General features: G+C 65.5%; 21 protein-coding genes and 1 pseudogene. 9 read left to right on the top strand and 13 right to left on the bottom strand.

Translation table 11 applies throughout. From position 1 onward, the window contains the following. Window positions 1-185 precede the first annotated feature (185 nt). Window positions 186-2384 (top strand): maltose alpha-D-glucosyltransferase, encoded by a 2199-nt coding sequence (gene treS, locus QFZ70_RS17300; protein WP_307097927.1) that lies wholly within the window; start codon window positions 186-188, stop codon window positions 2382-2384. Between the two features lie 59 nt (window positions 2385-2443). Here treS and QFZ70_RS17295 read toward each other — a convergent pair whose 3' ends face one another. The 3 genes from QFZ70_RS17295 to QFZ70_RS17285 all read right to left on the bottom strand — a co-directional run bounded on the left by QFZ70_RS17295 (window position 2444) and on the right by QFZ70_RS17285 (window position 4961). Further along, window positions 2444-3724: a Y-family DNA polymerase gene (locus QFZ70_RS17295; RefSeq protein ID WP_307097926.1), complete on the bottom strand. Its 1281-nt coding sequence runs from the start codon at window positions 3722-3724 to the stop codon at window positions 2444-2446. Window positions 3725-3751: 27 nt separating this feature from the next. Continuing rightward, window positions 3752-4183: a LexA family transcriptional regulator gene (locus QFZ70_RS17290; protein ID WP_307097379.1), complete on the bottom strand. Its 432-nt coding sequence runs from the start codon at window positions 4181-4183 to the stop codon at window positions 3752-3754. Between the two features lie 73 nt (window positions 4184-4256). Next, window positions 4257-4961, bottom strand: a complete 705-nt coding sequence (locus QFZ70_RS17285; protein ID WP_307097378.1) for an alpha/beta fold hydrolase — start codon at window positions 4959-4961, stop codon at window positions 4257-4259. 233 nt (window positions 4962-5194) lie between these two features. Between QFZ70_RS17285 and QFZ70_RS17280 the strand changes: the two genes are divergently transcribed. Together QFZ70_RS17280 and QFZ70_RS17275 are read left to right on the top strand one after the other, a co-directional pair. Further along, on the top strand, window positions 5195-6784 hold the full coding sequence (locus QFZ70_RS17280) for a sodium-dependent transporter (protein ID WP_307097376.1): 1590 nt from the start codon (window positions 5195-5197) through the stop codon (window positions 6782-6784). Continuing rightward, the gene (locus tag QFZ70_RS17275; protein WP_307097375.1) at window positions 6781-6918 is read left to right on the top strand and encodes a methionine/alanine import family NSS transporter small subunit; all 138 of its coding nucleotides are present in this window, start codon (window positions 6781-6783) and stop codon (window positions 6916-6918) included. The genes QFZ70_RS17280 and QFZ70_RS17275 overlap by 4 nt, the downstream gene beginning before the upstream one ends. 57 nt (window positions 6919-6975) lie before the next feature. Here the strand turns inward: QFZ70_RS17275 and rsgA are convergent, their stop codons facing one another. Both rsgA and QFZ70_RS17265 read right to left on the bottom strand, forming a co-directional pair. Next, the gene (gene rsgA, locus QFZ70_RS17270) at window positions 6976-8142 is read right to left on the bottom strand and encodes a ribosome small subunit-dependent GTPase A (RefSeq protein WP_307097374.1); all 1167 of its coding nucleotides are present in this window, start codon (window positions 8140-8142) and stop codon (window positions 6976-6978) included. A gap of 337 nt (window positions 8143-8479) precedes the next feature. Beyond that, window positions 8480-8716 (bottom strand): zinc-ribbon domain-containing protein, encoded by a 237-nt coding sequence (locus QFZ70_RS17265; RefSeq protein ID WP_307097373.1) that lies wholly within the window; start codon window positions 8714-8716, stop codon window positions 8480-8482. Between the two features lie 143 nt (window positions 8717-8859). Between QFZ70_RS17265 and QFZ70_RS17260 the strand changes: the two genes are divergently transcribed. Further along, on the top strand, window positions 8860-10011 hold the full coding sequence (locus QFZ70_RS17260) for a GGDEF domain-containing protein (RefSeq protein WP_307097371.1): 1152 nt from the start codon (window positions 8860-8862) through the stop codon (window positions 10009-10011). Between the two features lie 14 nt (window positions 10012-10025). On the opposite strand, the gene QFZ70_RS17255 is transcribed toward QFZ70_RS17260, so the two are convergent. Continuing rightward, a complete protein-coding gene (locus tag QFZ70_RS17255; protein WP_307097369.1) occupies window positions 10026-11561 on the bottom strand; it encodes a SulP family inorganic anion transporter in 1536 nt (511 codons plus the stop codon). Between the two features lie 325 nt (window positions 11562-11886). Between QFZ70_RS17255 and mptB the strand changes: the two genes are divergently transcribed. Further along, window positions 11887-13509 (top strand): polyprenol phosphomannose-dependent alpha 1,6 mannosyltransferase MptB, encoded by a 1623-nt coding sequence (gene mptB / locus QFZ70_RS17250; protein WP_307097368.1) that lies wholly within the window; start codon window positions 11887-11889, stop codon window positions 13507-13509. A gap of 14 nt (window positions 13510-13523) precedes the next feature. Here the strand turns inward: mptB and QFZ70_RS17245 are convergent, their stop codons facing one another. After that, window positions 13524-14747 carry a glycosyltransferase 87 family protein gene (locus QFZ70_RS17245; protein ID WP_307097925.1) on the bottom strand — a complete coding sequence of 408 codons (1224 nt, stop codon included), beginning with the start codon at window positions 14745-14747 and terminating at the stop codon, window positions 13524-13526. Between the two features lie 61 nt (window positions 14748-14808). Continuing rightward, window positions 14809-16071, bottom strand: a complete 1263-nt coding sequence (locus tag QFZ70_RS17240; protein WP_373461692.1) for a glycosyltransferase family 87 protein — start codon at window positions 16069-16071, stop codon at window positions 14809-14811. Between the two features lie 387 nt (window positions 16072-16458). Between QFZ70_RS17240 and QFZ70_RS17235 the strand changes: the two genes are divergently transcribed. Continuing rightward, a complete protein-coding gene (locus QFZ70_RS17235; RefSeq protein ID WP_307097366.1) occupies window positions 16459-16662 on the top strand; it encodes a hypothetical protein in 204 nt (67 codons plus the stop codon). A gap of 24 nt (window positions 16663-16686) precedes the next feature. On the opposite strand, the gene QFZ70_RS17230 is transcribed toward QFZ70_RS17235, so the two are convergent. After that, window positions 16687-16947: a DUF3072 domain-containing protein gene (locus QFZ70_RS17230; protein ID WP_307097364.1), complete on the bottom strand. Its 261-nt coding sequence runs from the start codon at window positions 16945-16947 to the stop codon at window positions 16687-16689. A 200-nt stretch (window positions 16948-17147) separates the two neighbouring features. Here QFZ70_RS17230 and QFZ70_RS17225 point away from each other — a divergent pair, with 200 nt between their 5' ends. Then, window positions 17148-18677 carry an FAD-dependent monooxygenase gene (locus QFZ70_RS17225; protein ID WP_307097363.1) on the top strand — a complete coding sequence of 510 codons (1530 nt, stop codon included), beginning with the start codon at window positions 17148-17150 and terminating at the stop codon, window positions 18675-18677. On the opposite strand, the gene QFZ70_RS17220 is transcribed toward QFZ70_RS17225, so the two are convergent. The 3 genes and pseudogenes from QFZ70_RS17220 to QFZ70_RS17210 form a co-directional block, all read right to left on the bottom strand. Further along, window positions 18674-19399, bottom strand: coding sequence for an SDR family NAD(P)-dependent oxidoreductase (locus QFZ70_RS17220; RefSeq protein ID WP_307097362.1), 726 nt, complete (start codon window positions 19397-19399; stop codon window positions 18674-18676). The genes QFZ70_RS17225 and QFZ70_RS17220 overlap by 4 nt on opposite strands. Before the next feature lie 13 nt (window positions 19400-19412). After that, the gene (locus QFZ70_RS17215; protein WP_307097361.1) at window positions 19413-19817 is read right to left on the bottom strand and encodes a VOC family protein; all 405 of its coding nucleotides are present in this window, start codon (window positions 19815-19817) and stop codon (window positions 19413-19415) included. A 315-nt stretch (window positions 19818-20132) separates the two neighbouring features. Beyond that, a pseudogene (locus tag QFZ70_RS17210) lies at window positions 20133-20354 on the bottom strand (hypothetical protein); the annotation flags it as partial. 54 nt (window positions 20355-20408) lie between these two features. On the opposite strand from QFZ70_RS17210, the gene QFZ70_RS17205 reads away from it, so the two are divergent. Then, window positions 20409-21074, top strand: coding sequence for a GntR family transcriptional regulator (locus tag QFZ70_RS17205; protein WP_307097359.1), 666 nt, complete (start codon window positions 20409-20411; stop codon window positions 21072-21074). Further along, window positions 21071-22246 (top strand): MFS transporter, encoded by a 1176-nt coding sequence (locus QFZ70_RS17200; RefSeq protein WP_307097357.1) that lies wholly within the window; start codon window positions 21071-21073, stop codon window positions 22244-22246. Before QFZ70_RS17205 ends, QFZ70_RS17200 begins: the two co-directional genes overlap by 4 nt. On the opposite strand, the gene QFZ70_RS17195 is transcribed toward QFZ70_RS17200, so the two are convergent. Then, window positions 22247-22819 carry an MOSC domain-containing protein gene (locus QFZ70_RS17195; protein WP_307097356.1) on the bottom strand — a complete coding sequence of 191 codons (573 nt, stop codon included), beginning with the start codon at window positions 22817-22819 and terminating at the stop codon, window positions 22247-22249. Between the last annotated feature and the right edge of the window lie 4 nt (window positions 22820-22823).

Below are 22823 nucleotides of genomic sequence, written 5' to 3'. Positions count from 1 at the left end.
CATCGCCCGGCGCCGTTCGGCCAGCCGTTGAATCATGGCAGAGTGGAATGCAGTCAAGTTGAGGGAGGAACTCAGTGTCTGAACTGGGAAAAGCTACTGCCAGCGTCTCTGAGGGGGATGCAGTAGAGCTAGCGGAGGAAACCGGCGGTGTGACTGAAGTGGAGGCCGCGGAAGCTGCCGAGCTTATGGAGGCCCCGGAAGCTCCGGAAATCACCTTTGATGAGCAGTTCTATCCGGCACGGCCCAAAGCGCTGCGCCCTGTGGCACGCCGCCGGCAGTACTTCGCCAACGCACCGTCGCTGGAACTCGACGGACTCAACAAAACCTACGTGGAGTGGCTGAGGAACCAAGCCATGCTCGGCGACGCGAATGTCCTCGCGCGGCAGCTGTCGGGGCAGGCGAGCATGTGGCAGCACTCCTTCGCGCACCCCAACCCGAGGGCCGCCGTCGAACGCGCCTCGGTATGGTTCACCGCCTACCCGCTGTCCTTTATGACGACGCCGGGACAATCCTTCCTGGGGGCGCTCGGCGACCCGGAGCTGTGGAAGACGTTCCGCGAGATCGGCATCCGTGCAATCCACACCGGCCCGGTGAAAAAAGCCGGCGGGCTGCAGGGGTGGGCTGAAACGCCCAGCGTGGATGGCCACTTTGACCGCATCAGCATGGCCATCGACCCGCTGTTCGGCTCGGAGGACGAGTTCCGCCGGATGTGCGAGGTTGCCGGCGAACACGACGGCACCATCATCGATGACATCGTCCCGGGGCACACCGGCAAGGGCGCGGACTTCCGCCTCGCCGAGATGAATTACCGGGATTACCCCGGCATTTACCACATGATCGACATTCCGGAATCGGACTGGCACCTGCTGCCTGACGTCCCGCCGGGCGAGGACTCGGTCAACATCAGCCCTGATGCGGAGCAGGCCCTGCAGAAGGCCGGGTACATCATCGGCAAGCTGCAGCGGGTCATCTTCTATGAACCCGGTGTGAAGGAAACCAACTGGAGCGCCACCCGCGCCATTGTGGATACCACCGGCCAGAAGCGCCGCTGGGTGTACCTGCACTACTTCAAGGCAGGGCAGCCTTCCATCAACTGGCTGGACCCGACCTTCTCAGGCATGCGCCTGGTGGTGGGTGACGCCCTGCATTCACTGCTGGACCTGGGCACCGGTGCCCTGCGGCTGGATGCGAACGGCTTCCTTGGCGTGGAAAAGAGCGCCGAGGAACAGCCCGGCTGGTCCGAAGGGCATCCGCTCTCCGAGGCCGCCAACCAGCTCATCGGCAGCATGGTGCGCAAGGTGGGCGGTTTCTCGTTCCAGGAACTGAACCTCACCATCGATGACATCAAGGCAACCTCGGAAACGGGCCCGGACCTGTCCTACGACTTCATCACCCGGCCCGGCTACCACTACGCCCTGGTCACCCAGGACACGGAATTCCTGCGGCTCACCCTGAAGCTGGCCATGGAGATCGGCGTGGACCAGGCGTCGTTGGTGCACGCGCTGCAGAACCATGATGAACTGACCTACGAACTGGTGCACTTCGCCACCCGCCACAAGGACGACGTCTTCCAGCTGGGCGGTTCCGAACTGACCGGCACGGAGCTGACCGAACACGTCCAGGACACGCTGCGGACGGCGCTCACGGGCGAAAACGGGCCCTACAACGCGGTGTTCACCACCAACGGCATTGCCTGCACCACCGTCAGCGTCATTACTGCTGCTTTGGGCATCAAGGACATCTCGGTCCTGACGGACCAGCAGATCGAGACGGTGCGGGAAGCCCACCTGCTGCTGGCCATGTACAACGCGCTGCAACCCGGGGTCTTCGCACTGTCCGGTTGGGACATGATGGGCATGACCACGCTGGACAGGGCGCAGGTTGGTGAGCTGACGTCGCAGGGCGATACCCGGTGGATCAACCGGGGCGCCCACGATTTGATGGGCACCAACGCCGAAGCCACCGTCTCCGCGTCCGGGATGCCGCGGGCACGCAGCCTTTACGGTCCCCTGCCCGAGCAGCTCAAGGACGACCAGTCGTTCGCGCGGCGGCTCCAGAAAATCCTCAGGGTGCGTGAGGAGTGGGGAATTGCCACCAGCCTGCTCCTGGATGTTCCGGACGTTTCCCACCGGGGCCTGCTGGTGATGGTGCACCGGCTCGCGTCCGGGCAAATTCAAGTGACCGTGCTGAACTTCTCCGGTGAAACCATCATGGGCAGTGTCCACTCCACCCACCTCCAAGCCGGCGCCCAGGTCCAGGACCTCTTCACCGAGCAGACCGTGGGGCAGGTGGACGACCTGCACAGTTTCTTCATCGAGCTCGGCGCTTACCAGGGCACGGCGCTGTTAATCGAGGATCTGGCCAACGACGAGGACGAAGCGTAAGGAAGGCTGAGGCGGCGTGACCCGGGGGTGCGCCCCCGGGTCACGGCGGACCCAGGAAGCTAGGCTGCTTTGACGAGCGGGAGCTCATCCCAGTGGGTGGTGTACCTGGGGGAGCGCATGTCCCGTTTCATGGTCCAGTCCGGTCCGCCGCGGATCCCCGCGTGGCCCAAGCCGATGGAGCCGCGGCCGTACCGGCGGGTGACGTCCTCCAGCAGTGGCCCGACACGCCGCTCCTCATGCGGGTTCTCAAAGGGCTCCAACGGCTTTTGGTTGCCGCTGGGGCGAAGATCGGTGACCATGATGCCGGCGCGGGCGTATTTGGTGCCGTCGATGATGGCGGGCAGCAGCGCGTGGGCGGCTTTGGTGAGGATGACGGGATCCGCCGTCGGCATGGGAAGCGGAACGCAGACGGAGGGGAAGGACGTCCCCTGCGCGTTGAACTGGGATGTTCCGGCGAACGCGGTGAGGACCTTCGCCTGCAGGTTGTGCTTGGCGAGACGGCCACTGGCCATTTGGGCGTAGACGCTGAGGACCTGCCGCACATCGTGCGCCCTCGTAATGGGGGTGGAAAACGAGCGGGAGAAAATCAGCTGGTCGCGGCCCACCCGGGCTTCCTCCATGGGGATGCACGGCGTCCCCTGCAGTTCGAGCACGGTCCGCATCATCACCACCGAGAAGCGGTCGCGGATCAGGACGGGGTCCGCACGCTTGAGGTCAAGGATGGAATGGATGCCCATGGTGTTGAGGCGTCTGGTGATCCGAGCCGCCACACCCCAGATCTCCACGACAGAGAGCCTTGCCATCAGCGCCTCCTGCTGTTCCAGGGGCACTGAATCCCAGCGGCAGACGCCGCCGAACGCGGGATTGTGCTTGGCCCACTGGTTGGCCAGCTTCGCCAGGGTCTTGGTGCGGGCGATCCCCACGCAGACCGGGACCCCGACATTCCGGGCTACGGCGGCTTTGATGGTCCGGCCAAGCCCCAGCAGGTGCTCCGGCGTGCCTTTGACTCCCAGGAAGGCTTCGTCGATGCTGTAGACCTCCAGCCAGGCGGAGTACCGGCCCAGCAGTTCCATCACGCGGGCGCTGATGTCCCCATACAGTTCATAGTTGCTCGACTTCGCTACCAGGCCCCATTCCTTGGCCCGCGGTGCGAGCTTGAACCAGGGCTCGCCGACTCCAATGCCGAGGGCTTTCGCCTCGGGGGAGCGGGTGACGGCGCAGCCGTCATTGTTGGAAAGAACAATCAGCGGCTTGCCCTCAAGGGAGGGGTCGAAGGCACGTTCGGCGCTGGCGTAGAAGCAGTTCACGTCCACATGCGCGATTTCGGGCAGCTGACGCATGATCGCCGGCCGGGTCACTGGCGCCCCCTAGACATGGTGAAGGCACCTGGTGGCCACACCCCAGATGGTGAGCTCACTGAGGTCCGAGACCTTGATGTCCGGGTACTTGGGGTTCTCGGCCTGCAGCACCACGCCCGTGGCGGTGATGCGAAGCCGTTTTACGGTCAGCTCCCCGTCCAGAACGGCGATGGCCACGCAGCCGTCCTTTGGTTCAAGGGCCCTGTTGACGATCAGTTCGTCGCCGTCGCTGATGCCGGCACGCTCCATCGAGTCGCCGGTGACGCGGACGACGAAGGTGCTGGTGATGTCCTTGATCAGGTGCTCATTCAGGTCTATCCGCCCGTCAAAGTAGTCCTGGGCGGGCGACGGGTAACCCGCAGCTACCGGCACCGGGGACACCCACGCCAGCTGCAAAGAGAGACCCGCATCTATCACGCGGGGACCGACAATAACGCCCACAACACACCCTTATTCGAATATATGTTCGATACCTTGAGTGTACAGCGGCAGGGCGACAATAACGACGGCGGCGCTACCCCCTCCGCTCCACTGCCGCCAGGATGGCGCGGCCCAGCTCGGCGGGTTTGGTGAACTGGGGCCAGTGTCCGGTGGGGAGGTCCACGTACTCCACCTCCCGCATCCGGCCGAGTTCGGCAACGAAGGGGTGGCCGCCGTCGATCCATTCCTTCAGCATGGCCGACGGAAACTCGCAGGCGATGATGGTGGCCGGGACGTCGTAGCGGCGCTCGTCGCTCAGGTGCTGCTGGTCGTATGCCACGCCTTTGGGCTGGGGGATGGCCCGTGCCCGGAAGGCTTCGCGCAGCCCGTCATCAAGATCCACCAAGTCGGCGTCCTCGAAGCCCTCCCACGGCGGAAGCGGAACGTCGTCGCCGTCGGCCTCCAGTTCATCGTTGACGACGCCCCCTTCGCCGAGCGGGCCGCTGTCCACATAGATGGCGCGTTCCACCCGGTTGGGACGGGCATCCAGGGCGCCGTGGATGATGGCACCGCCGCCGGAATGCCCCACAAGGACAACCTTGCCCTCCAAAGCATCGAGGGCGGCCACCACCGCGTCGATATGGTCCCGCAGGCCTATCCCGGTACGGCTCGCATCGACGGATTCCATGCCGGGAAGCGTGAGCGGATGCGTCCGGTGGCCGGCGGCGTTCAGGGCCGGCGTCACCTCCTCCCAGGATGAGGCGTCCAACCAGAAACCGGGTACCAGGATGATGTCCATGACGGAACCCTACTACCCGGGCAGGACGCAAGTCCCGCAGCCGGCGGTTCCTTGCGGGGCGGGACTTGCACAGGGACTTCCCGGAGGGGCGGCATCCGCAGTAAAGTCCCGAAATAGCCACTGCACCGGACATTCACCTCTATTGGAGAGAGCTTCACATGAACCGGAAGGAATACCGCCGCAGCGCCCACGGCGCCCCCCCAGGCCCGGGCAAACGTCGGGGGTGGGGCGGCATGAGCAGCACCCCCGCAGCCAGCTCGCCCCGGCCCGGTTCGGCCGCACCAACGAAGCGCGAGACCTTTTCCACACGCAGGCTCTTCATCCTCTCCGCCATCGGCTCAGCCGTGGGACTGGGCAACATCTGGCGATTTCCCTACATCGCCTATGACAACGGCGGCGGTGCCTTCCTCATCCCTTACCTTGTGGCATTGCTGACGGCAGGAATCCCGCTGCTGTTCCTCGACTACGCCGTGGGCCATAAGTTCCGTGGCTCCGCTCCGCTGGCCTACCGCCGGCTCAGCCGCGTTGCCGAGCCGTTGGGGTGGTGGCAGGTTCTGGTCTGCTTTGTCATCGCGGCCTATTACGCGGTGATCATCGCGTGGTCCGTGATGTACACCATCTTTTCCTTCACCGAGGCATGGGGCGACGACGCCGAGGGCTACTTTTTCGGGAGCTTCCTTAGGGTAGCCGAGGCGCCGGGCATCGGGTTCAACTACGTGCCCTCCGTTTTCTTCCCGCTGCTGCTGATCTGGATTGCAGTAATCGTCATCATGGTGGCCGGGATCCGTAAGGGCATCTCACGAGCGAACTCCATCCTGCTCCCGCTGCTGGTGGTGATGTTTGTGCTGCTGGTGGTCCAATCGCTGTTCCTCCCAGGCGCCGCTGAAGGGCTGAACGCGTTCTTCACCCCGGATTGGTCCGCCCTGGCCGATCCGTCCGTCTGGGCTGCGGCCTACGGCCACATATTCTTCTCGCTCTCGGTGGGTTACGGCATCATGGTTACCTACTCCTCCTACCTGAAGCGCAGGACGGACCTCACCGGTTCCGGCATGGTGGTTGCCTTCGCGAATTCGGGGTTCGAAATCCTGGCCGGTATCGGCGTGTTCGCCGCCTTGGGTTTTATGGCCCAGGCCGCGGGGGCCGGCGTCAATGACGTAGTGACCCAGGGCATCGGTTTGGCATTTGTCGCGTTCCCTACCATCGTTTCCCAAGCTCCGTTCGGGGCCCTCATGGGGGTGCTGTTCTTCGGATCCCTCGTGTTCGCGGGAGTCACATCACTAATCTCCGTGCTCGAGGTTATCGTCGCGGCCGTGCAGGACAAGCTCGGCTGGGGGCGTATCAAGGCTTCCCTGGTGGTCAGCGTGCTGGTCGGGGCAGTGTCTTTGGCACTGTTCCCCACAGCAACGGGCCTCTACCTCCTGGACACCTCCGATGCGTTCGTCAACAGCTTCGGCATCACGCTCGGCGCGCTGGTGACCGTAGTGGTGCTGGCCTGGTTCCTGCGCAAGCTGCCGCTGCTGTCAGCACACCTCAACGGCGTATCAACCATTAAGATGCGACGTACGTGGATGGTACTGGTGGCCGGGGTGGTGCCACTCGCGCTGATCTACATGGTGTCCAACGAATTCATCAGCAAGATTTCCACGACCTACGAGGGCTATCCTGAGTGGTTTGTGGGCCTGTTCGGCTGGGGCATGGCTGGCAGCCTCGTGGTCCTGGCGCTGGTCTTGACCTTCATTCCCTGGAGCCGCACATCCAAAGCGCACCATGACCCGGAGTACCAATCCATGATGGACGAGGAAGAAGAGGAAGCGGCACGATGACGCCGATCGCGATAACCATGATGATCATCGCCATCCTCACGGTATGGGGCGGTCTGCTGCTGGCGTTGCTCAACCTGAAGCGGCACCCGGAGGATGAAGGGGCGCTGCCCGAAGAGCACGCCCCGGAGCTCTAACACGGTTCGGCGTCAAACAACCGGCTGACCGCATGCAGCAACAACCGCAGCAAACCATCAGCGCCGCTTGCGGCCCGCACGGTCCTTCCGCTCCGCCGTCTCCCGCTCGGCCCACCGCTGGGACTTCCCCGCCGTCACCACCTTCTGGTGCCACTCCCGCTGGTAGGCGCGCTGCGCCGCGGCGTCGCCGCGGCGGGCCAGGGCGGCCAGTTCGCGCTGCAGCTTCAGGTAGTTGTGCCAGCGGCGTTCCTCCAGCCCGCCGTCGGCAATGGCCTCCTGCACGGCGCAGCCGGGCTCGCCCTGGTGGGCGCAGTCCGCAAACCTGCACTGACCGGCCAGTTCCTCCACGTCGCCGAACATCTCGCCGAGGCCGTCCTCGGCGTCGAACAATCCGAAGCCCCGCACCCCGGGTGTGTCCATCAGGACCGTCCCGTTCGGCAGGGGCACGAGTTCCCGCGACGTGGTGGTGTGCTTCCCCTTGAAGTCGCCCGTTCGGACCTCCCCGGTGTTCTGGACTTCGCGGCCCACCATGGCGTTGATGAGCGTGGACTTTCCGGCGCCGGACGGCCCAAGGAGGACGATGGTGCCGCCCGCCGGAATGTGTGCCAGCATCTCGTCGATGCCGTCGCCGGTCTCCGCGGAGGTGGTCACCACGTCCACGCCTGCCGCCTGCAGGATGACCTTGCCGACGACGTCGTCCGCCACCGCTGCGAGGTCCGCCTTGGTGATGATCACCAGGGGAGTGGCGCCGGAATCCCACGCCGCGACGAGCGTGCGTTCCAGGCGGTTGTGCGTGAGCGGCCGGTCCACCGGCACCACCACGCCCACCATGTCCATGTTCGCAGCCAGCACCTGCGCCGCGGAGGAGTCCTCGAAGGCACGCTTGCGGCTGAGTTCCGAGCGGCGCGGAAGGACGCCCAGGATCTGGCGGTCACCGGCCCTGTTGGGACCGATCCAGACCCAGTCGCCGGTGACTGCCGTTTCCCCAGTCAGCGGGTAGGGCAGGTGCAGCAGGTCCGGACCGGCTGCCACCAGTAAAAGGTTGCGGTCCACCCGGACCACGCGGCCCGGCTCGGTTGCGTCCGGGACGGGATGGTTTTGGAAGTGGCGGGCGACGGCGGGGGTGTAGCCATAGAGGAGCGGGCCGTTGCCTGCGCTGGTGACTACGTTGTTAGTGCTTGAGATGTTGGTGCTGTCCAGGGCGCTGCCTGACGATGTGTTCACTGTGATACCTCATGGGAATGCCCCCTGCGCACCGGCCGCTTTTGGCCTGGGTGTTGGCGCTCCGCGGAGAGGTCAGGCGGGGCCGGTGCGGTACAGGGGAAGGGTTTGGATGAGGGTTGCGGAGCGCTGTGGGCGCACGGCTGTAACAGTCATCAAAAACACCTCCCTTCCCGCAGAGGGGGCCGGCATCAGGTCCCTCGGTTGTGAAGCCCATCGGCTTCCGGCTGGCCGGCACCGCCCGTCTGGGGGTGCGGATCCGGTCCTACTGTAGTAGCAGGCGGCGGGATCCGCCAGAGTTTCCGGCGCACCACCCCCAAGGTATTGGTGATCGCTCCGCCTAGCGCTGCAGTTCCAGCGCCCGCTTCTCCCGCGCAGAGATCCTCGAGACGTAGCCGCAGTTTGTACACGTGATCTGGTAGGACCGCGAGGTGGTGAACACCGGGATGAAGAAGAGCGTGAACTTGGTGGCCTTCTCCTCGAGGTGGTGGTGGACGAACGAGCGGCAGTACTGGCAGGTGGCCGGCTTGCCGGGGAGGGCCTTCAGCACTGTCTTGAAACCAAAAAGAAGGAGCATGGGTTTTGCCTTTCGGTGGTCCTGCGGGCTGTCTGGCAACCTTCGGCCCTGCACAAGCCGAAGCGGATATCCTGACAGGCTCCCGCGCCGGTGCAATACTTGGGGTCGGCACGCATTTCCGCATTCGGGGGGACTACGGTTACATGGTTCTGGATACCGCGACCCTGAGAATCGCGTTTGGCCTGATGGCCCTGGTTCTGGTGTTCCTCTTCTACTTTTCCGCCTACCGGACCACGCGCTCGCCGTACAGCGGCTGGTGGTGCCTGGCGTTGATCTTCTTCCTCTCCGGATCGGCGTGCTTCCTTCTGGACCGTACCCCGCAACAGGTATGGGCAAACCCGCTGGGCAACGTGCTGCTGGTGCACGGCGGCGTCGCGGTGTGGGCAGGTGCGCGCTCGCTGCGGACGGTCCCGCCCCCAAAGTGGGCCTTCACCGGCATTCCGCTGGTTACCCTGATCGCCTCCGTCCTGGACAACCCGGCCACCAATACCTGGTCCGGCGGGCCGGTGTTCCTGGCAGCTATGGGCCTGACCATCGGCCTGGCATCCCGCGAGCTGTGGCGCCTGGAACCAGGATATTCACGCGTGCGGATCCCCATGGCCATGGCCGCCGGCGGTCTGGCGGTCTTCTACCTGCTGCGCTGGGCTGCCTTCCTGGTGGAGGGCCAGAACGGCCCCTATTTTGTCACCATCTTCGGCTCCGCCGTCACCACGTTGGTGACAATGGTGCTGTTGGTTGTGGTGTCCTTCAGCATGGCCGCCCTCAGCAGCGAACAGCAGACCCGGGCTCTGCGGGTAGTGGCTTCCCGCGACGACCTCACCGGGCTCCTCAACCGGAAGGCCTTCCTGGACCTGGCGGCCGAGCAGTTGGCCGACCGCACCATCACCCGCGGCTCCGGCACACTCATCCTGGCCGACCTGGACCACTTCAAGTCCGTCAATGACACCTACGGCCACGCCGCCGGTGACCTCGCCCTGCAGTCCTTCGCCGAGGCGTGCACTGACACGGTCCGCTCAACCGACCTGGTGGGACGGTACGGCGGGGAAGAGTTTGTCCTCCTGCTGCCCGGCACCAGTGCGGAGCGGGCGGAAACAATCGCCGAGGAAATCAGCAGGCGCCTGGCAGCGGCACCCACGGCGGAGGAGATGGAGATGCCGACTGTCAGTTACGGAATTTCCACGTACGACGCCGGCACAACCGACGTGGACAAGCTCATCGCCGCCGCGGACCGCGCTTTGTACGCCGCGAAGTCACTGGGCCGGAACCGCGTTGCCCGCAGCGATCGGATACTTTAGGACAGCTACGCCCCCTAGCTGCCGCCGCCGTTGAGCTTTCCGGCCAGCCGCTCACGCATCTGGACGCTGGCGGAGTTCAGGCCGAGCAGTTCCACTTCGCGGCCGTGGCGGCGGTACTTTTCCGTCACGGCGTCCAGCACGGCGATGGTGGAGGCGTCCCACAGGTGCGAGGCGTGCAGGTCCACCACCACGCGGCTGATCTCCGGCTCCGCATCCAGTGCGTAGTCGAACTGCATGTAGAGATCGTTGGACGAGGCAAAAAACAGCTCGCCGTCGACTGTGTACGTGGCAACGTTTTCGCCGTTGATCCCGAGTACTGTCCGCTCAACCGTGACAAAGTGGGCCACCCGCCGGGCAAACATCGCCATGGCGGCCAGCACCCCGACGCCGACGCCGATGGCCAGGTTGTGCGTCGCCACCACCACGCCCACCGTGATCAGCATGACGGCCGTTTCGGACTTTGGCATCCGCCGGAGCGTCCGCGGGGCGATCGAGTGCCATTCAAACGTAATGGCGGAGACGAAGATCATCACCGCCACAAGTGCCGCCATGGGGATGAGGCCCACCACGTCGCCGAGGACCACCACAAGCACCAGCAGGAACACGCCGGCCAGGAAGGTGGACACCCGGCTGCGCGCCCCGGAGCCCTTGACGTTGATCATCGTTTGGCCGATCACAGCGCAGCCGCCCATCCCGCCGAGGAAACCCGTGATGATGTTGGCGACGCCCTGGCCCCACGATTCCCGGGTCTTGTTGGAACGGGTGTCTGTGATGTCGTCCACCAGCTTGGCGGTCATCAGGGATTCGAGCAGCCCCACCAGCGCCATGGACAGCGAAAACGGCGCTATGACCTGGAAGGTCTCCCACGTCAGGGGGACGTTCGGAAGGAAGAACGAGGGAAGGCTTTCCGGCAACTGGCCCTTGTCATTGACGGTGGGCACGTCCAGTCCTGCCACCACGGCAATAACGGTGAGCACCACGATGGCCACCAGAGGCGAGGGCACCGCCGTCGTAATCCTTGGCAGTCCCACCACGATGACCAGGCCGGCGGCGACGAGGGGATAGACCAGCCAGGGGACTCCGACCAGCTCCGGAAGCTGGGCCATAAAGACCAGTATGGCCAGGGCGTTGACGAAGCCCACCATGACGGACCGGGGGATAAAACGCATGAGCCGGGTGACGCCGGCGACGGCGAGGAGGATCTGGAAGACGCCGGCCAGGATGACGGCCGCAATCAGATGGTCCAGCCCGTGGCTGCGCATCAGGGGAGCGATCACCAGCGCCACGGCTCCGGTGGCCGCCGAGATCATGGCGGGACGCCCGCCAACGAAGGAGATGGTCACCGCCATGGTGAAGGAGGCGAACAGGCCTATCCGGGGATCCACGCCCGCAATGACCGAGAAGGCGATGGCCTCGGGAATGAGGGCCAGCGCTACCACCAGCCCGGCCAGGGCCTCCGTCTTCAACCGCCGGGGGGAGCGCAGCGTGGCGCGCACGGACTGCAGTTGCCGGGGCGACGGCGCCTTGTTGTCGGCGGTGGCAACAGCCATGGTGCGGCTCCAATCGGGATGTGAGAATGCCGCAGACGGGGAAGTGCACGCCTTCGCAAGCTGTGGGTGGTCAGGAAGGTGGGCGCTTCCTTGCGCCGGAGTGAAAGAGTCGATCCGGGCATGAGCGGGTCCCGCCGCGGGCCGGACTCTCCAACTTTACGCGGACCCTCTGAGGAACCTGTATCCGGGCCTGTTGCCAAACTGTGGCTTGCGACGGTTCGTCATCCAGGAGCAGCGGGAAGCCCGGCTGGTAAAATAGCCGGGTTGCAGGGCGGCTTTCTCGCTGGTGCAACCAGCGCCGTAACGAAGTAGGGGACCAACAATCATGACGGCAGGCGGTGCACACATAGGGACGTCGGAAAGCCAGTCTGGCCAACCGGCCACAGCCGCGGCCGAGCCCGTAAAACGCCGCGCCTACGTGGCAACCATCGAGGGTCTCCTCGGTTCCCTCATGATGTTCGTTGGCTCCATCGGCACCGGTTGGATCGCCAACGGCTCGCCCATGATCCGCCAGCCTGTGGTCATCGCCCTCCGCACCGAAGGCTGGGGAGTCACTGTTTCCACCGTGCTGCTGACGGTGGGCGCCATGGTGCTGATGCGTTCGTGGCTGCGGCTGGGGCAACGGCTGGCTGAGTGGGGAAAATCCTCCCTTCGGTCTGTTGTCATCGCCATTTCCGCCTGGTCCCTGCCACTGCTTTTCTGCGTGCCGGTCTTTTCCCGCGACGTCTACGCCTACACCGGCCAGGGCAGGCTGGTGGTGGAGGGCCAAAACCCGTACGAGGTGGGCATTTCCACGCTCAACAACTGGTTCGCGCTCGGGGCGGACCCTGCCTGGGCTGAGAACAGGACCCCGTACGGCCCGTACTTCCTGTGGCTGGCGCGCGCCGTCGTCGGACTAACCGGCGCCCAGCCCGACGTCTCCGTACTGCTCTTCCGGCTCCTGGCCGGCGTCGGCGTCCTGCTCTGCGTCATGTACGTGCCTAAGCTCGCGGAGCTGCACGGCATCAACGGGGCGCGCGCGCTCTGGATCTCCGTGGCCAACCCCCTGTTCCTGATCAGCTTCATCGCCAGCGCCCACAATGACGCACTCATGGTGGGGCTCGCCGTCGCCGGCGTCTACTTCGCGGCTACGCGCCGCTACGTGCTGGGCATCCTCCTGGTCACCGCGTCCATCGGGATCAAGCCGATCACCGTGCTCCTGCTTCCGTTCATCGGCCTGATGTGGGCGGGCGCCTCGGCCACCTGGCCGCGCAAGTTCCTGATGTGGGGCGCGACGGCGGGCATCAGCTTCGCCACGCTGGCCCTCAGTGGCATCCCGTACAACCTGGGGCTGGGCTGGACCTGGGCCATCATGGACCCCACGCCGGGCTACACGGGCTATTCACCGTCCGGCTTCCTGGGCCAGCAGGTGGAGTTCCTTGGAAACGTGCTGGGGCTGCCCGGCGGGACCTTTGCCACCGTACTGAGGACCGGCATGAAATATGCCGCCATCGGACTGGTTCTGCTACTGATGTTCCGCGGCGACTACTCACGGGTGGTGCGCCGGATGGCCCTGGCGTTCACCGCCGTCGTGATGCTCTCACCCATCATCCAGCCCTGGTACATCCTCTGGTTCGTGCCCTTCCTGGCCGTTACCGGGATCCGTGATGACTGGCAGATCAAGTCGTTCTACGTGGGCGTGACGTTCTTTGTGGTGTTCGGCGCGCAGGACCAGCTCTCGGTATGGTCCTTCGTGGAACTGCCCATCGACGCGTCGTCACTGGCGTTCGTAACGGCCCTGGCATTTACGTTCTACCTTTTATTCCTCGACGTGCATACACGGAAGCTGCTCTTCGAAGGCAAGCCCGTGGACCTGGCAAAGCGGGGCTGGAACTGGGTCCTTGCCAAGCGTGAAGCCCGCCGGATCAGGGCAGAAGAGCCCGGCCGGCAGCAGCTCGGGAGCCGCTGAGCCGAGCCTCCGGATCAGGCGCCGGCGGGCACCGCAGCAGGGGATTTGCGGCCCAGCTCGGCAGTCCGCTTTACCGACCACCACAGCAGCACTGCCAGGAGCACGTTGCGGGTGGTGAGGATTGCTGCCATCACGGGATGGGCATGAATCAGCGGCGTGTAGAACAGGGGATAGATCACGAACGTGGTCATGGCGATCCCCATCAGCAGTGCGGCCGGGACCTTCCACCTGTTCCAGTCATGCGTGAGCCCGGCGATGATCACCGGGGCCAGCCAGATGATGAACTGCGGGGAACCCACCTTGTTGAAGACGATGAACGCGGTAACCATCATGAGGGAGCCCTCAAGGAACAGCTCTTCCCGTTCGGCGCCGCGGTTCAGCGCGCGGACCAGCAGGACGGCCGCTCCAGCCGCTGCCAGGATCAGCAGCGGCTGCATCAGGAACGCCGCCACACTGGCACCCGGGCCGTAGACCTCGGTGGAGTTGATGGCCGTGTTGTCGGCCATCCTTGAGCCTGCAATGTTAAAGACGCTCAGCCACACCCACGGCGTGGAGAAGGTGGCTTCCAGCTGCATGCCGCGCTCGCCCTGGTTAGTGAGGAAGTCCATGATGTGCGGCAGTCCGCCGGACAGCCATGTTCCCAGGGCCACCACCGCGGTCACCGCTACGCCGGAAAGGACCACGTGGATGCGCTTCTGGCATGCAATCACGATGGGCGCCAGCACGGCGGCCGGCCACACCTTGATCCAGGTGGCGATGCTCAGCAGGACGCCCGCCACCACGGGCCGCTTTGCCGCGTACAGCAGCGCGACCAGCACGATGGGAGCGGTGATGCCCTCCACCCGGGCGAAGCTGAGGTAGCCCATGAAGACCGTGAAGAACAGCCACCACCAGGCGGGGGCAATGCCGCTGACCTTCCGCGGGCCGCGGGTGAGGAAGAACAGCCCAACGGCGTTGAGGGCTGTGATGATCAGGAACCAGACCAGCAGATACAGGCTGGGCCCGGCGATGTTGGCGAGGAAGATCGGGATCTGGGCCAGCACGGGGTAAACCCAGGGGCTGATTTTCCCGTCGAGGTCCGCCGGGTTGTAACCGTCCTCAGCCCACTGGCGGTACTGCTCGGTGTCGCTGAAGGTGTCGCCGTGCAGGAAGAAGGACGCCATCCAGCCCAGGAAGTAGAGATGCACGACGGCGAAACCCCACCACACGCTGGAAGGGCGGGCGAACCAGTCCACCACCTTCACCGGAAGGACTTTGGTGCGGACGCTGACCAGCCGGTCGAAGAACCTCGTGGAAATCTCAGGACTCCTTCAACGCGGGAGCAGCTGCCGGCGTCTTCTTGCCCAGCAGGTAAAGGCGCCGGACACTCCACAGGAACAGGACCACCAGGAGGACGTTGCGGATGGTCAGCACGAGCGCCATCCACGGGTTGTTGTGGCTGAGGGCGTCGTAGAACAGGGGGTAGATGAAGTACGTGGCCACCGCGATGACGATCAGCATGGCGGCCGGGACCCGCCATTCGCGCCAGCTGTGGGCCAGCCCGACGGCGACGGCCGGGGCCAGCCACACCATGAACTGCGGAGAGCCCACCTTGTTGAACACCACAAACGCGGTGGCGAGGGTGAGGGCGCCGGCCAGGAGCAGTTCGGTGCGGTCAACGCCGCCGTTGCGCTGGTTCCCGTTGTGCAGGGCCCAGAACGTCAGGCCGGCCACCAGCAGTGCGGCGAGGATCAGGAGGGGCTGCATCAGCACGGACATCGACGCCGTGCCGGGGCCGTCCACCTGCATGGAGTTGATGTCGGTGTTCATGTACATCCTGGAATCACCGATGTTCAGCACGGACAGCCAGAGCCACGGGGTGGTGAACGTGGCCTCGAGCTGCATGCCGCGGTCGCCCTGCTGGGTGAGGAAATTCAGGAGCTTCGGGAGACTGCCCACCGCAGCGGCCAGCGCAACCACGACGGCCGACGTCGCAATTCCGGCAAGCACCACCAGGATCCGGTTCTTTACGACGGCGAACAGGGCCAGCATGATGGCGGCTGGCCAGACCTTCACCCAGGTGCCGATGGCCAGCAGGACGGAGGCGATGAACGGCCGGCCCACGCCGTACGCGAGGGCGACCAGGACGAGTGGGGCGGTGAGACCGTCAACGCGGGCGAATCCGAGCCAGCCCATGAGGAAGGTGAAGACCAGCCACCACCAACCGGCGGGAATCGCCTGGTGATCGCGGCCGCGGTCGGTGAGCTTCAGCAGGGCCCAGCCGTTGAGGAGGGTGGTCATAATGACCCACAGGAAGAAAAACGGCCCCGGCCCGGCGGCACCTGCGATGGCCATCGGGATCAACGCGAGGATGGGGTAGACCCAGGGGCTGGGGCCGCCGGTGAGGTTGGCTTCGTTGAAGCCGGCCATCGCCCAATCGCGGTAGATGAAGGTGTCGCTGAACGCTTCACCGCGGAGTGAGAGCGAGGCCGCGAAGATGAGGAAGACCAGGTGCACCACGATGAACCCGCCCAGCAGGCCGCGCCCGGTGTTCAGGCGGGTCCGGGCTGTTGCAGGAAGGATGACGTTGCGGATCCGGGTGAGATTGCCGAAGATAGCGTCCGTGGAAATGGCGGGATCCTTTGTCAGGTCGTGGCACACGCAGGTTGCTGCGCTGGCGGCGGAGTTCTGCCGCGTGGCGGGTGTTAGGGGGCATCGGAGCCGTCCGGGAACAGCTTCCACTCGCTTCCAACTCTAATTCACCGTGCTTTGGCGCCCGTAATTGGGCACGCTGCTCCGTCGCCTGCGGGTCTGACCTGCGGTGATTCCTTAGTTGATTATTCAAGTTGCTGGTGCCCTGAACCTAGGGGACCATGGCAGGCAAGGTACTAAGATCCCTTACTACACCTGCAGCCTTGGGGAGCGCTGGTGTTTGGCCCCCCAATTCCCCCAGTCCACAAAGGTTGCCCCATGAACTTCCCACTGACCCTGACTGTTGCCGACCGCGAGAGCATGGACAGCGAGCTGGACGCCGCCGTCACCGCCGCCAAGGCCCACGCCCTTGCGGAAAGGCGGCACGGCATTCTGGTCACCCGTCTCGGCGTTGACAAGTTCACGGTGGACCTCAGCGATGCCGTTCCCTTCGGCTTCACGCGCGAACACCAGGCTTGGTAAAGGCCCTCTTTAGCCGATGGTTCTCTAGCTTTCCCCGGCGTCGCCGGAGCCGTCCCCGGACACCCTTCCGCTGCGCTGCTGCAACCGGTCAATGTGCTTCGAAGCCTCTGCCTTGCTGAGGTCTGCCGGGAGTTCTTCCCCTGCTTCGCGGGCCAGCGTGTCGAGGTAGCTTCGCTGAGCTGCCGTCATCGGCTCGTCGCCGGTCACCCAGTCTTCCGGATCCCTGTTTAGTCCCGCATCCGGCTCAGGGGTGGGGCTGCCAATGGTTTCGTTGTTTTCACTCATGCCCAGAAGTCTAGGCGCCGCGACTGACAGAGCGAACCTGCACCTCGGTCCTGCACGGTCGTCGTTATCGACGTCCCGCACATCGGATCGCGACGCATCCCTTCCATTTCCAATGTATCCCCCACGGTAGGGCTTGCGGCAAGGCCCGGGGATGGCCGGATAATCGCACTGCTACAACCGGGAGAACTGGAGCGAGAGCGATGACTGATCATTCGGTGGTAATCGTGGGCGGCGGCCCTACCGGGTTGATGCTGGCCGGGGAGTTGGCGTTGGCGGGAGTTGACGCGGCCATTGTGGAGCGTCGTCCCAGTCAGGACCTCGCCGGTGCGCGGGCAGGGGGCCTGCACTCGAGGACCGTCGAAGTCCTGGACCAGCGCGGCATCGCCGGCAGGTTCCTGGCGGAGGGGCGGATCGCCCAGGTGGCGGGGTTCTCGGCGACCCGCTTTGACCTCGGGGACTTTCCCACCCGGCATCCCTACGGTCTGGGGCTGTGGCAGAACCATATTGAACGCATCCTGGCAGGCTGGGTGGAGGAGTTGGCGGTGACCCTCTACCGCGGACGCGAGGTGAGGGGGCTCGCCCAGGACGGCGCCGGCGTCGACATCCAGCTCGCTGGCGGCGGGGAGCTGCGGGCGGACTATCTTGTGGGGTGCGACGGCGGCAGGAGCCTGGTCCGCAAAGCGGCAGGCTTTGACTTTCCCGGCTGGGATCCCACCACCAGCGCGCTGATCGCCGAGGTGGAGATGACCGGGCAGCCGGAGTTCGGCGTCCACCAGGATGAGTTCGGCATCCACTCCTTCGGCCGGCGGGAGTACGAAATCGTGGACGGCACGGTGGTCTACGCTGACAGCGGGCCGGTGGGCGTCATGGTGACAGAGGAGCGTGTCGGGACCGGCAGCGAGCCCACCCTTCGTGAGCTGAGTGCTGCGCTCATCGCCGTCTGCGGGACTGATTACGGCGCTCACAGTCCTATCTGGATTTCCAGGTTCACGGACATGGCGCGGCAGGCCGCTGCCTACCGTGCCGGCCGCGTGTTGCTGGCCGGCGACGCCGCCCACGTCCATGCCCCTGACGGTGGCCAGGGCCTGAACATGGGTGTGCAGGACGCGGTGAACCTGGGGTGGAAGCTGGGGCAGGTGGTCAAGGGGACGGCCCCGGAGAGGCTGCTGGATACCTACCATTCTGAGCGCCATCCGGTTGCCGCGCGGGTGCTGCGCAACACGATGGCGCAGTCGGCGCTCCGCCGTCCTGACCCGCGGATCAGGGCTGCAGGCGAGGTGGTTGCGGAGCTCCTCGGCATGGAGGAGCCGCGCAAACGGTTTGCCGCGATGCAGTCCGGCCTGGACATCCAGTACGACTTTGGGGAGGGGCACCCGCTGCTCGGACGCCGCATGCCCGACGTCGACCTTGTCCATTCGGGCGGAACGCAACCGGTCTATTCGTTGCTGCACGAGGCGCGCGCTGTCCTGCTGAACCTCGGGCAGCCCGGGGTCCTCGACTCGATCCCCCTGCCGCAGCTGGTTCGGCTGGTGGAAGCGCGATACGACGGATCGTGGGAGCTGCCGGTACTTGGCGAGGGCACCGCTCCCGCTGCTGTCCTGGTCCGGCCCGACGGGCACGTGGCTTGGGTGGGTGAGGGAACGGCATCGGGCCTCACGGAGGCATTGGCCAGGTGGTTTGGATTCCCGGACGGAGTAGGGCCGGAGGGAAGCAGCAACCTCGAGGGTTAGGAAAGGCGCTCGCCGGTCACTCGGGCCAGGTGGTCCAGGAGCTCGTTCTGGAACCGCTCATCGTGGACGGCCTGATGGGCCTTGTGCCGCTGCCGGTGGAACCAGTATCCACCGCTCGTGAGCGCCTCCGGGTCGTCGCTGGTGGCCAGCCACTCCTGCGTGAGGTGGCCGAGGCGGAGGTCGTCCGGAGCGCCCGGGCCGCCCATTTTGGTGGGCACCCAGCCGGGATCCACGGCATTGCTGAGGACGCCGGGCCATAAGCGGGCGACGGCAGCAGCCAGGGCCGTGACGTGGAGCTTGCTGTCCGAGTAGGTCACCTTGTGGGTGCCTTGGTCCACGCCGTCGAGCCGGGTGTGGCCGCCGCGGTGCATGCCGCTGCTGAGGTAGATCAGCCGGCGCGGGCGGTTGATCAGTGCGGTGAGAAGGTACGGTGCCACCACGTTGACCTGAAAGATATTTTGGCCGTGGAGGATGCCGGCGTTGTGGATCACGGCGTCCACAGGATCAATTCTGTTTACCTGGTCCGCGAGATCGCGGGTTTGGTTGATGTCGGAAAGGTCGCCCGTCACGCCTTCCGCGCCGCGGTCAAGAAGGTCCTGCAACGCGGACAGGCGGCTGACGCTCCGCGCGTGCACAATCACGTGGTGGCCGTCATCCAGGAGGGACTCCGCGGTGGCACGTCCCAAGCCGTCAGCCGAGCCGGTGATAAAAATACGTGCCATTAGTCCTCCGCAGCTATCCGGGCTGCCCGTCCAGATGCGCACGCTTGACGTCAGGAGCCGTTGCCCCCTGAAGAACCCAGCGGTTGCCGTCGGGGTCCGCGAAGTAGGCAAACTTCACTCCGCCCATGTCCTGGACGTCGCTGATGTTGGCGCCTCGGCGCACCAGCTCGACCCGTGTAGCGTCGATGTCCGGCACCACGAGCTGCAGCCCTTCCAGGCTGCCCGGTGTCATGCTGGTCATTCCCGTGCCGATGACGATCGAAGCAGCCGACCCCGGCGGCGTCAGCTGAACCACCCTCATGCCGGGAATGTGCTCCACGTCGTGGTCGAGGACAAAGCCCAGCTTTTCCGTATAAAAGGACTTGGACCTGTCCACGTCGGACACGGGTACCTGCACAACCTCGAGGCGCATCTCCATCCGCCCACAGTACCCTTCGAGGCCCCCTGAAAAGGCCGGAATATGCCCAGTTTTGCTGGGGGGTTCCAACAAACACAGGCGGCGGCCGGGCGCGGGCGGGGGGCTATTCACGTCCCGGAGCGGGGGAGAGGTCCGTGGCCGCCGGGCTTGGCATCGCATGGGGGGGCTGCGCTACCAAGCCCGGCGCACTGACCGGATTGAGTCATTGGGGGTCAAACTCCCCTGCCAGATACGGACATCTTGGCGCCCCGACCTTGCGGAAACCCTTTGCCGGAAACCTTGGAAAAACCTTGCGAAGCGGAACCAGGGCCCCGAGGAATCCGCCACGGCCGACCGGGATTCGAGCTCACGTCCGGCCCGGCGCTGTGCCCAGGACAGGAAGGGCATGATGACCAGGCTCGCCGCGGCCAGGACGATTCCCGCCGGGGAATGGACTGCTTCCTGAGCTCCGGTCAAGGCCCGGATAGCGCCGACCGTGACGAACAGGGCAAGACCGAAGCACGAGAGGGCGATGAGGCGCAGGGCGGTCTCTTCCCGTGGCGGGAACCTGCATGGTGTATACAAGTATAATTCTTTGCGGAGGTCCATCACATGCCAGATTCGCCTGCCCGGAACACCGGTGCACACCTTGTTTATGCCGAGTTGAAGCGGCGCATCCTGAGCCTTGAACTCAAGCCGGGGGAGCGTATCTACGAACCGGCGATGGCATCAGCGCTGCAGGTCAGCCGCACGCCCTTAAGGGAGGCCGTCCGGCGGCTCATCGCAGAAAGCCTGTTGGAACAGCAGCCCACCGGGGGTGTGTTGGTGCCGGTCCTGGACGAGGCAGCCATATCGGAGCTGTACGAGGTTCGTGCGGCGATGGAATCACTCATGGCACGGAATGCCTGCCTAAAGGCGACGCCGGCAGACATTGAAGTGCTCCGGGGCATCCTTGAGCGCAACGAGGCCTTGGTGCGGTTTGCGGACGAAGCCATGAAGCTTGGCATGTCGCTTCACGCAACGATTGCTGACATCGCCGGAAATTCGTGGGCCGCCCGCTTCCACGGCCAGGTGTCCAGCCAGATGGAGAGGTACCGGCATTTCACCAACAGCACGCAGGAACGAAGGGACCGGGCCCTGGCCCAGCACCGGACCCTGGTGGAGGCGGTGGCCGCCGGCGATCCCGAAAAGGCAGCCAAAATCGCCTTCGAGCACGTCCTCGGGGCCCGGGATGCGGCTGTGCTGGCCATGTCAGGCAACGGCCCAACCATCTCATGATTGGCGAACTCGGACACCGCTCGGCCACAGCCCTTCTTCTACATTCCGCCCTGATCCAGGCCGTGACCTTCCTGGTCCGGCCGGCCGTTACCTACCGCGCACTCGAGTTGGATGTTCCCGGCTTCGCCCTGGGTCTCCTGGCGGCAAGCTACGCAGTCTTTCCCCTGCTGCTCGCCGTTCCCACGGGCGGACTGGTGGACCGCCTGGGCGAGCGCCGGTTGATGGCCATCGGGGCCGCCGTCGTTCTTGGCTGCTCCACATTCCTCCTGATCTGGGGATCATCGATCGCCGCCCTGGTCATTGGAACCGCCCTCCTGGGCGCCGGCCAACTGGCCTGCGTGGTGGGGCAGCAGGCCGTGGTCGCCAACAACGCCGCCCCAGCCCGAATGGATTCAGCCTTCGGCTACCTGACGTTCGCGGCGTCCCTTGGGCAGGCACTGGGGCCGTTGGTGATAGCCCTGGTGGGCGGCGCCTCCGTCCGCCCCGACACCCAGGCGATCTTCTTCCTTTCCGTCTGCATGAGCCTGGTGCTTTTCGGAACCACCTTTGTTGTGTCGGCCAAGGTCAGCGGCGCGAACATGCCGGCTGGGCCACGCGGCAGCAACGGCGGTGCCGTTTCGCTACTGAGGACCCCCGGCGTCGTCCGGGCGTTGGCCACCAGTGCCACCGTCCTTGCCGTGGTGGACCTGACCATGGTCTACCTGCCGGCACTCGGTGCGGAGCGCGGGCTCACTGCGGCAACGGTCGGCGCGATGCTCACTGTCCGGGCAGTCTTCTCGATGATTTCCCGGATCCTGTTGGGGCAGGTGTCAAGACGAATCGGGCGGATGAGGCTGTTGGTTGTAAGCCTTGCGCTGTCTACGGTCGCTTTGGCCGTGGCGGCGATTCCGATGCCGGCATGGCTGCTGTTTGTGGTCATGGCCCTGCTTGGGTTGGGGCTTGGCATTGGCCAGCCGCTCACCATGTCCTGGCTTTCATCCCAGGCACCGGCGGGTCAGCGCGGCCGGGCGCTTGCTCTCAGGCTGGCAGGGAACCGGGTGGGCCAGGTTGTGCTGCCCAGCACCATCGGCGTGGTCGCGGCAGGGATCGGCACAGCGGGCGTCTTCCTTGCATCGGCGGTTGTGGTGGGCGGAACGCTCCTGCTGCTCCGGGGCGTGCGGTTGGACGACTAGCTACGGCAGCCGGCCCGGCCGCAGCAGAGTCGCCACGCCGGCCTGCCCCGGGTCCAGCGCAACAGGGCTGACCAACACGGCCGGGCCGCGGTGCAACAGGCCACTGGAGAGTGCCCGGCAGCGGATGCCGCCCCGGCCACTCATCGCGGCATGGCCTCCGGGCGCGAGCACCCCGTTCATCCACGCACAGGGGTGGGCCGGGCGGCCGCCATGGAACTGCACCCGGGAGCCGCCGGCCTCGAGCGCGAAGTCCTGGCCCAGCAGCGGCGCCAGGTGTGCACCCCCGAGGATGACGTTCCGCCGCGTCGCCAGGGGATCAAACGGCCCGGCGCCGAGCTCCATTGCCATGGCTTCGAGGGCCTCGACGGCGAAGAGGGTCACCGCCGCGTCCATGTGTGCGGCCTTTCCGAAAAAACGGTCACCCACAATGCCCTTGCCCGCCACCACCTCCGCGATGGCGGCGTCCACAGTGGGCACGTCTGCGGCGCCGTCCCGGGCCCGCCCGAAGTAGGCATGCGCCGGTGACACCAGCAGGTGCAGGATCTCGACGTCGTACCTATAGGTCTCCGTCATTCCG

It is taken from the genome of Arthrobacter sp. V1I9, from assembly GCF_030817075.1.
GTDB lineage: Bacteria > Actinomycetota > Actinomycetes > Actinomycetales > Micrococcaceae > Arthrobacter.
Note: the sequence above shows the minus strand (reverse complement) of the source record. Positions and strands in the feature narration are given on the sequence as shown.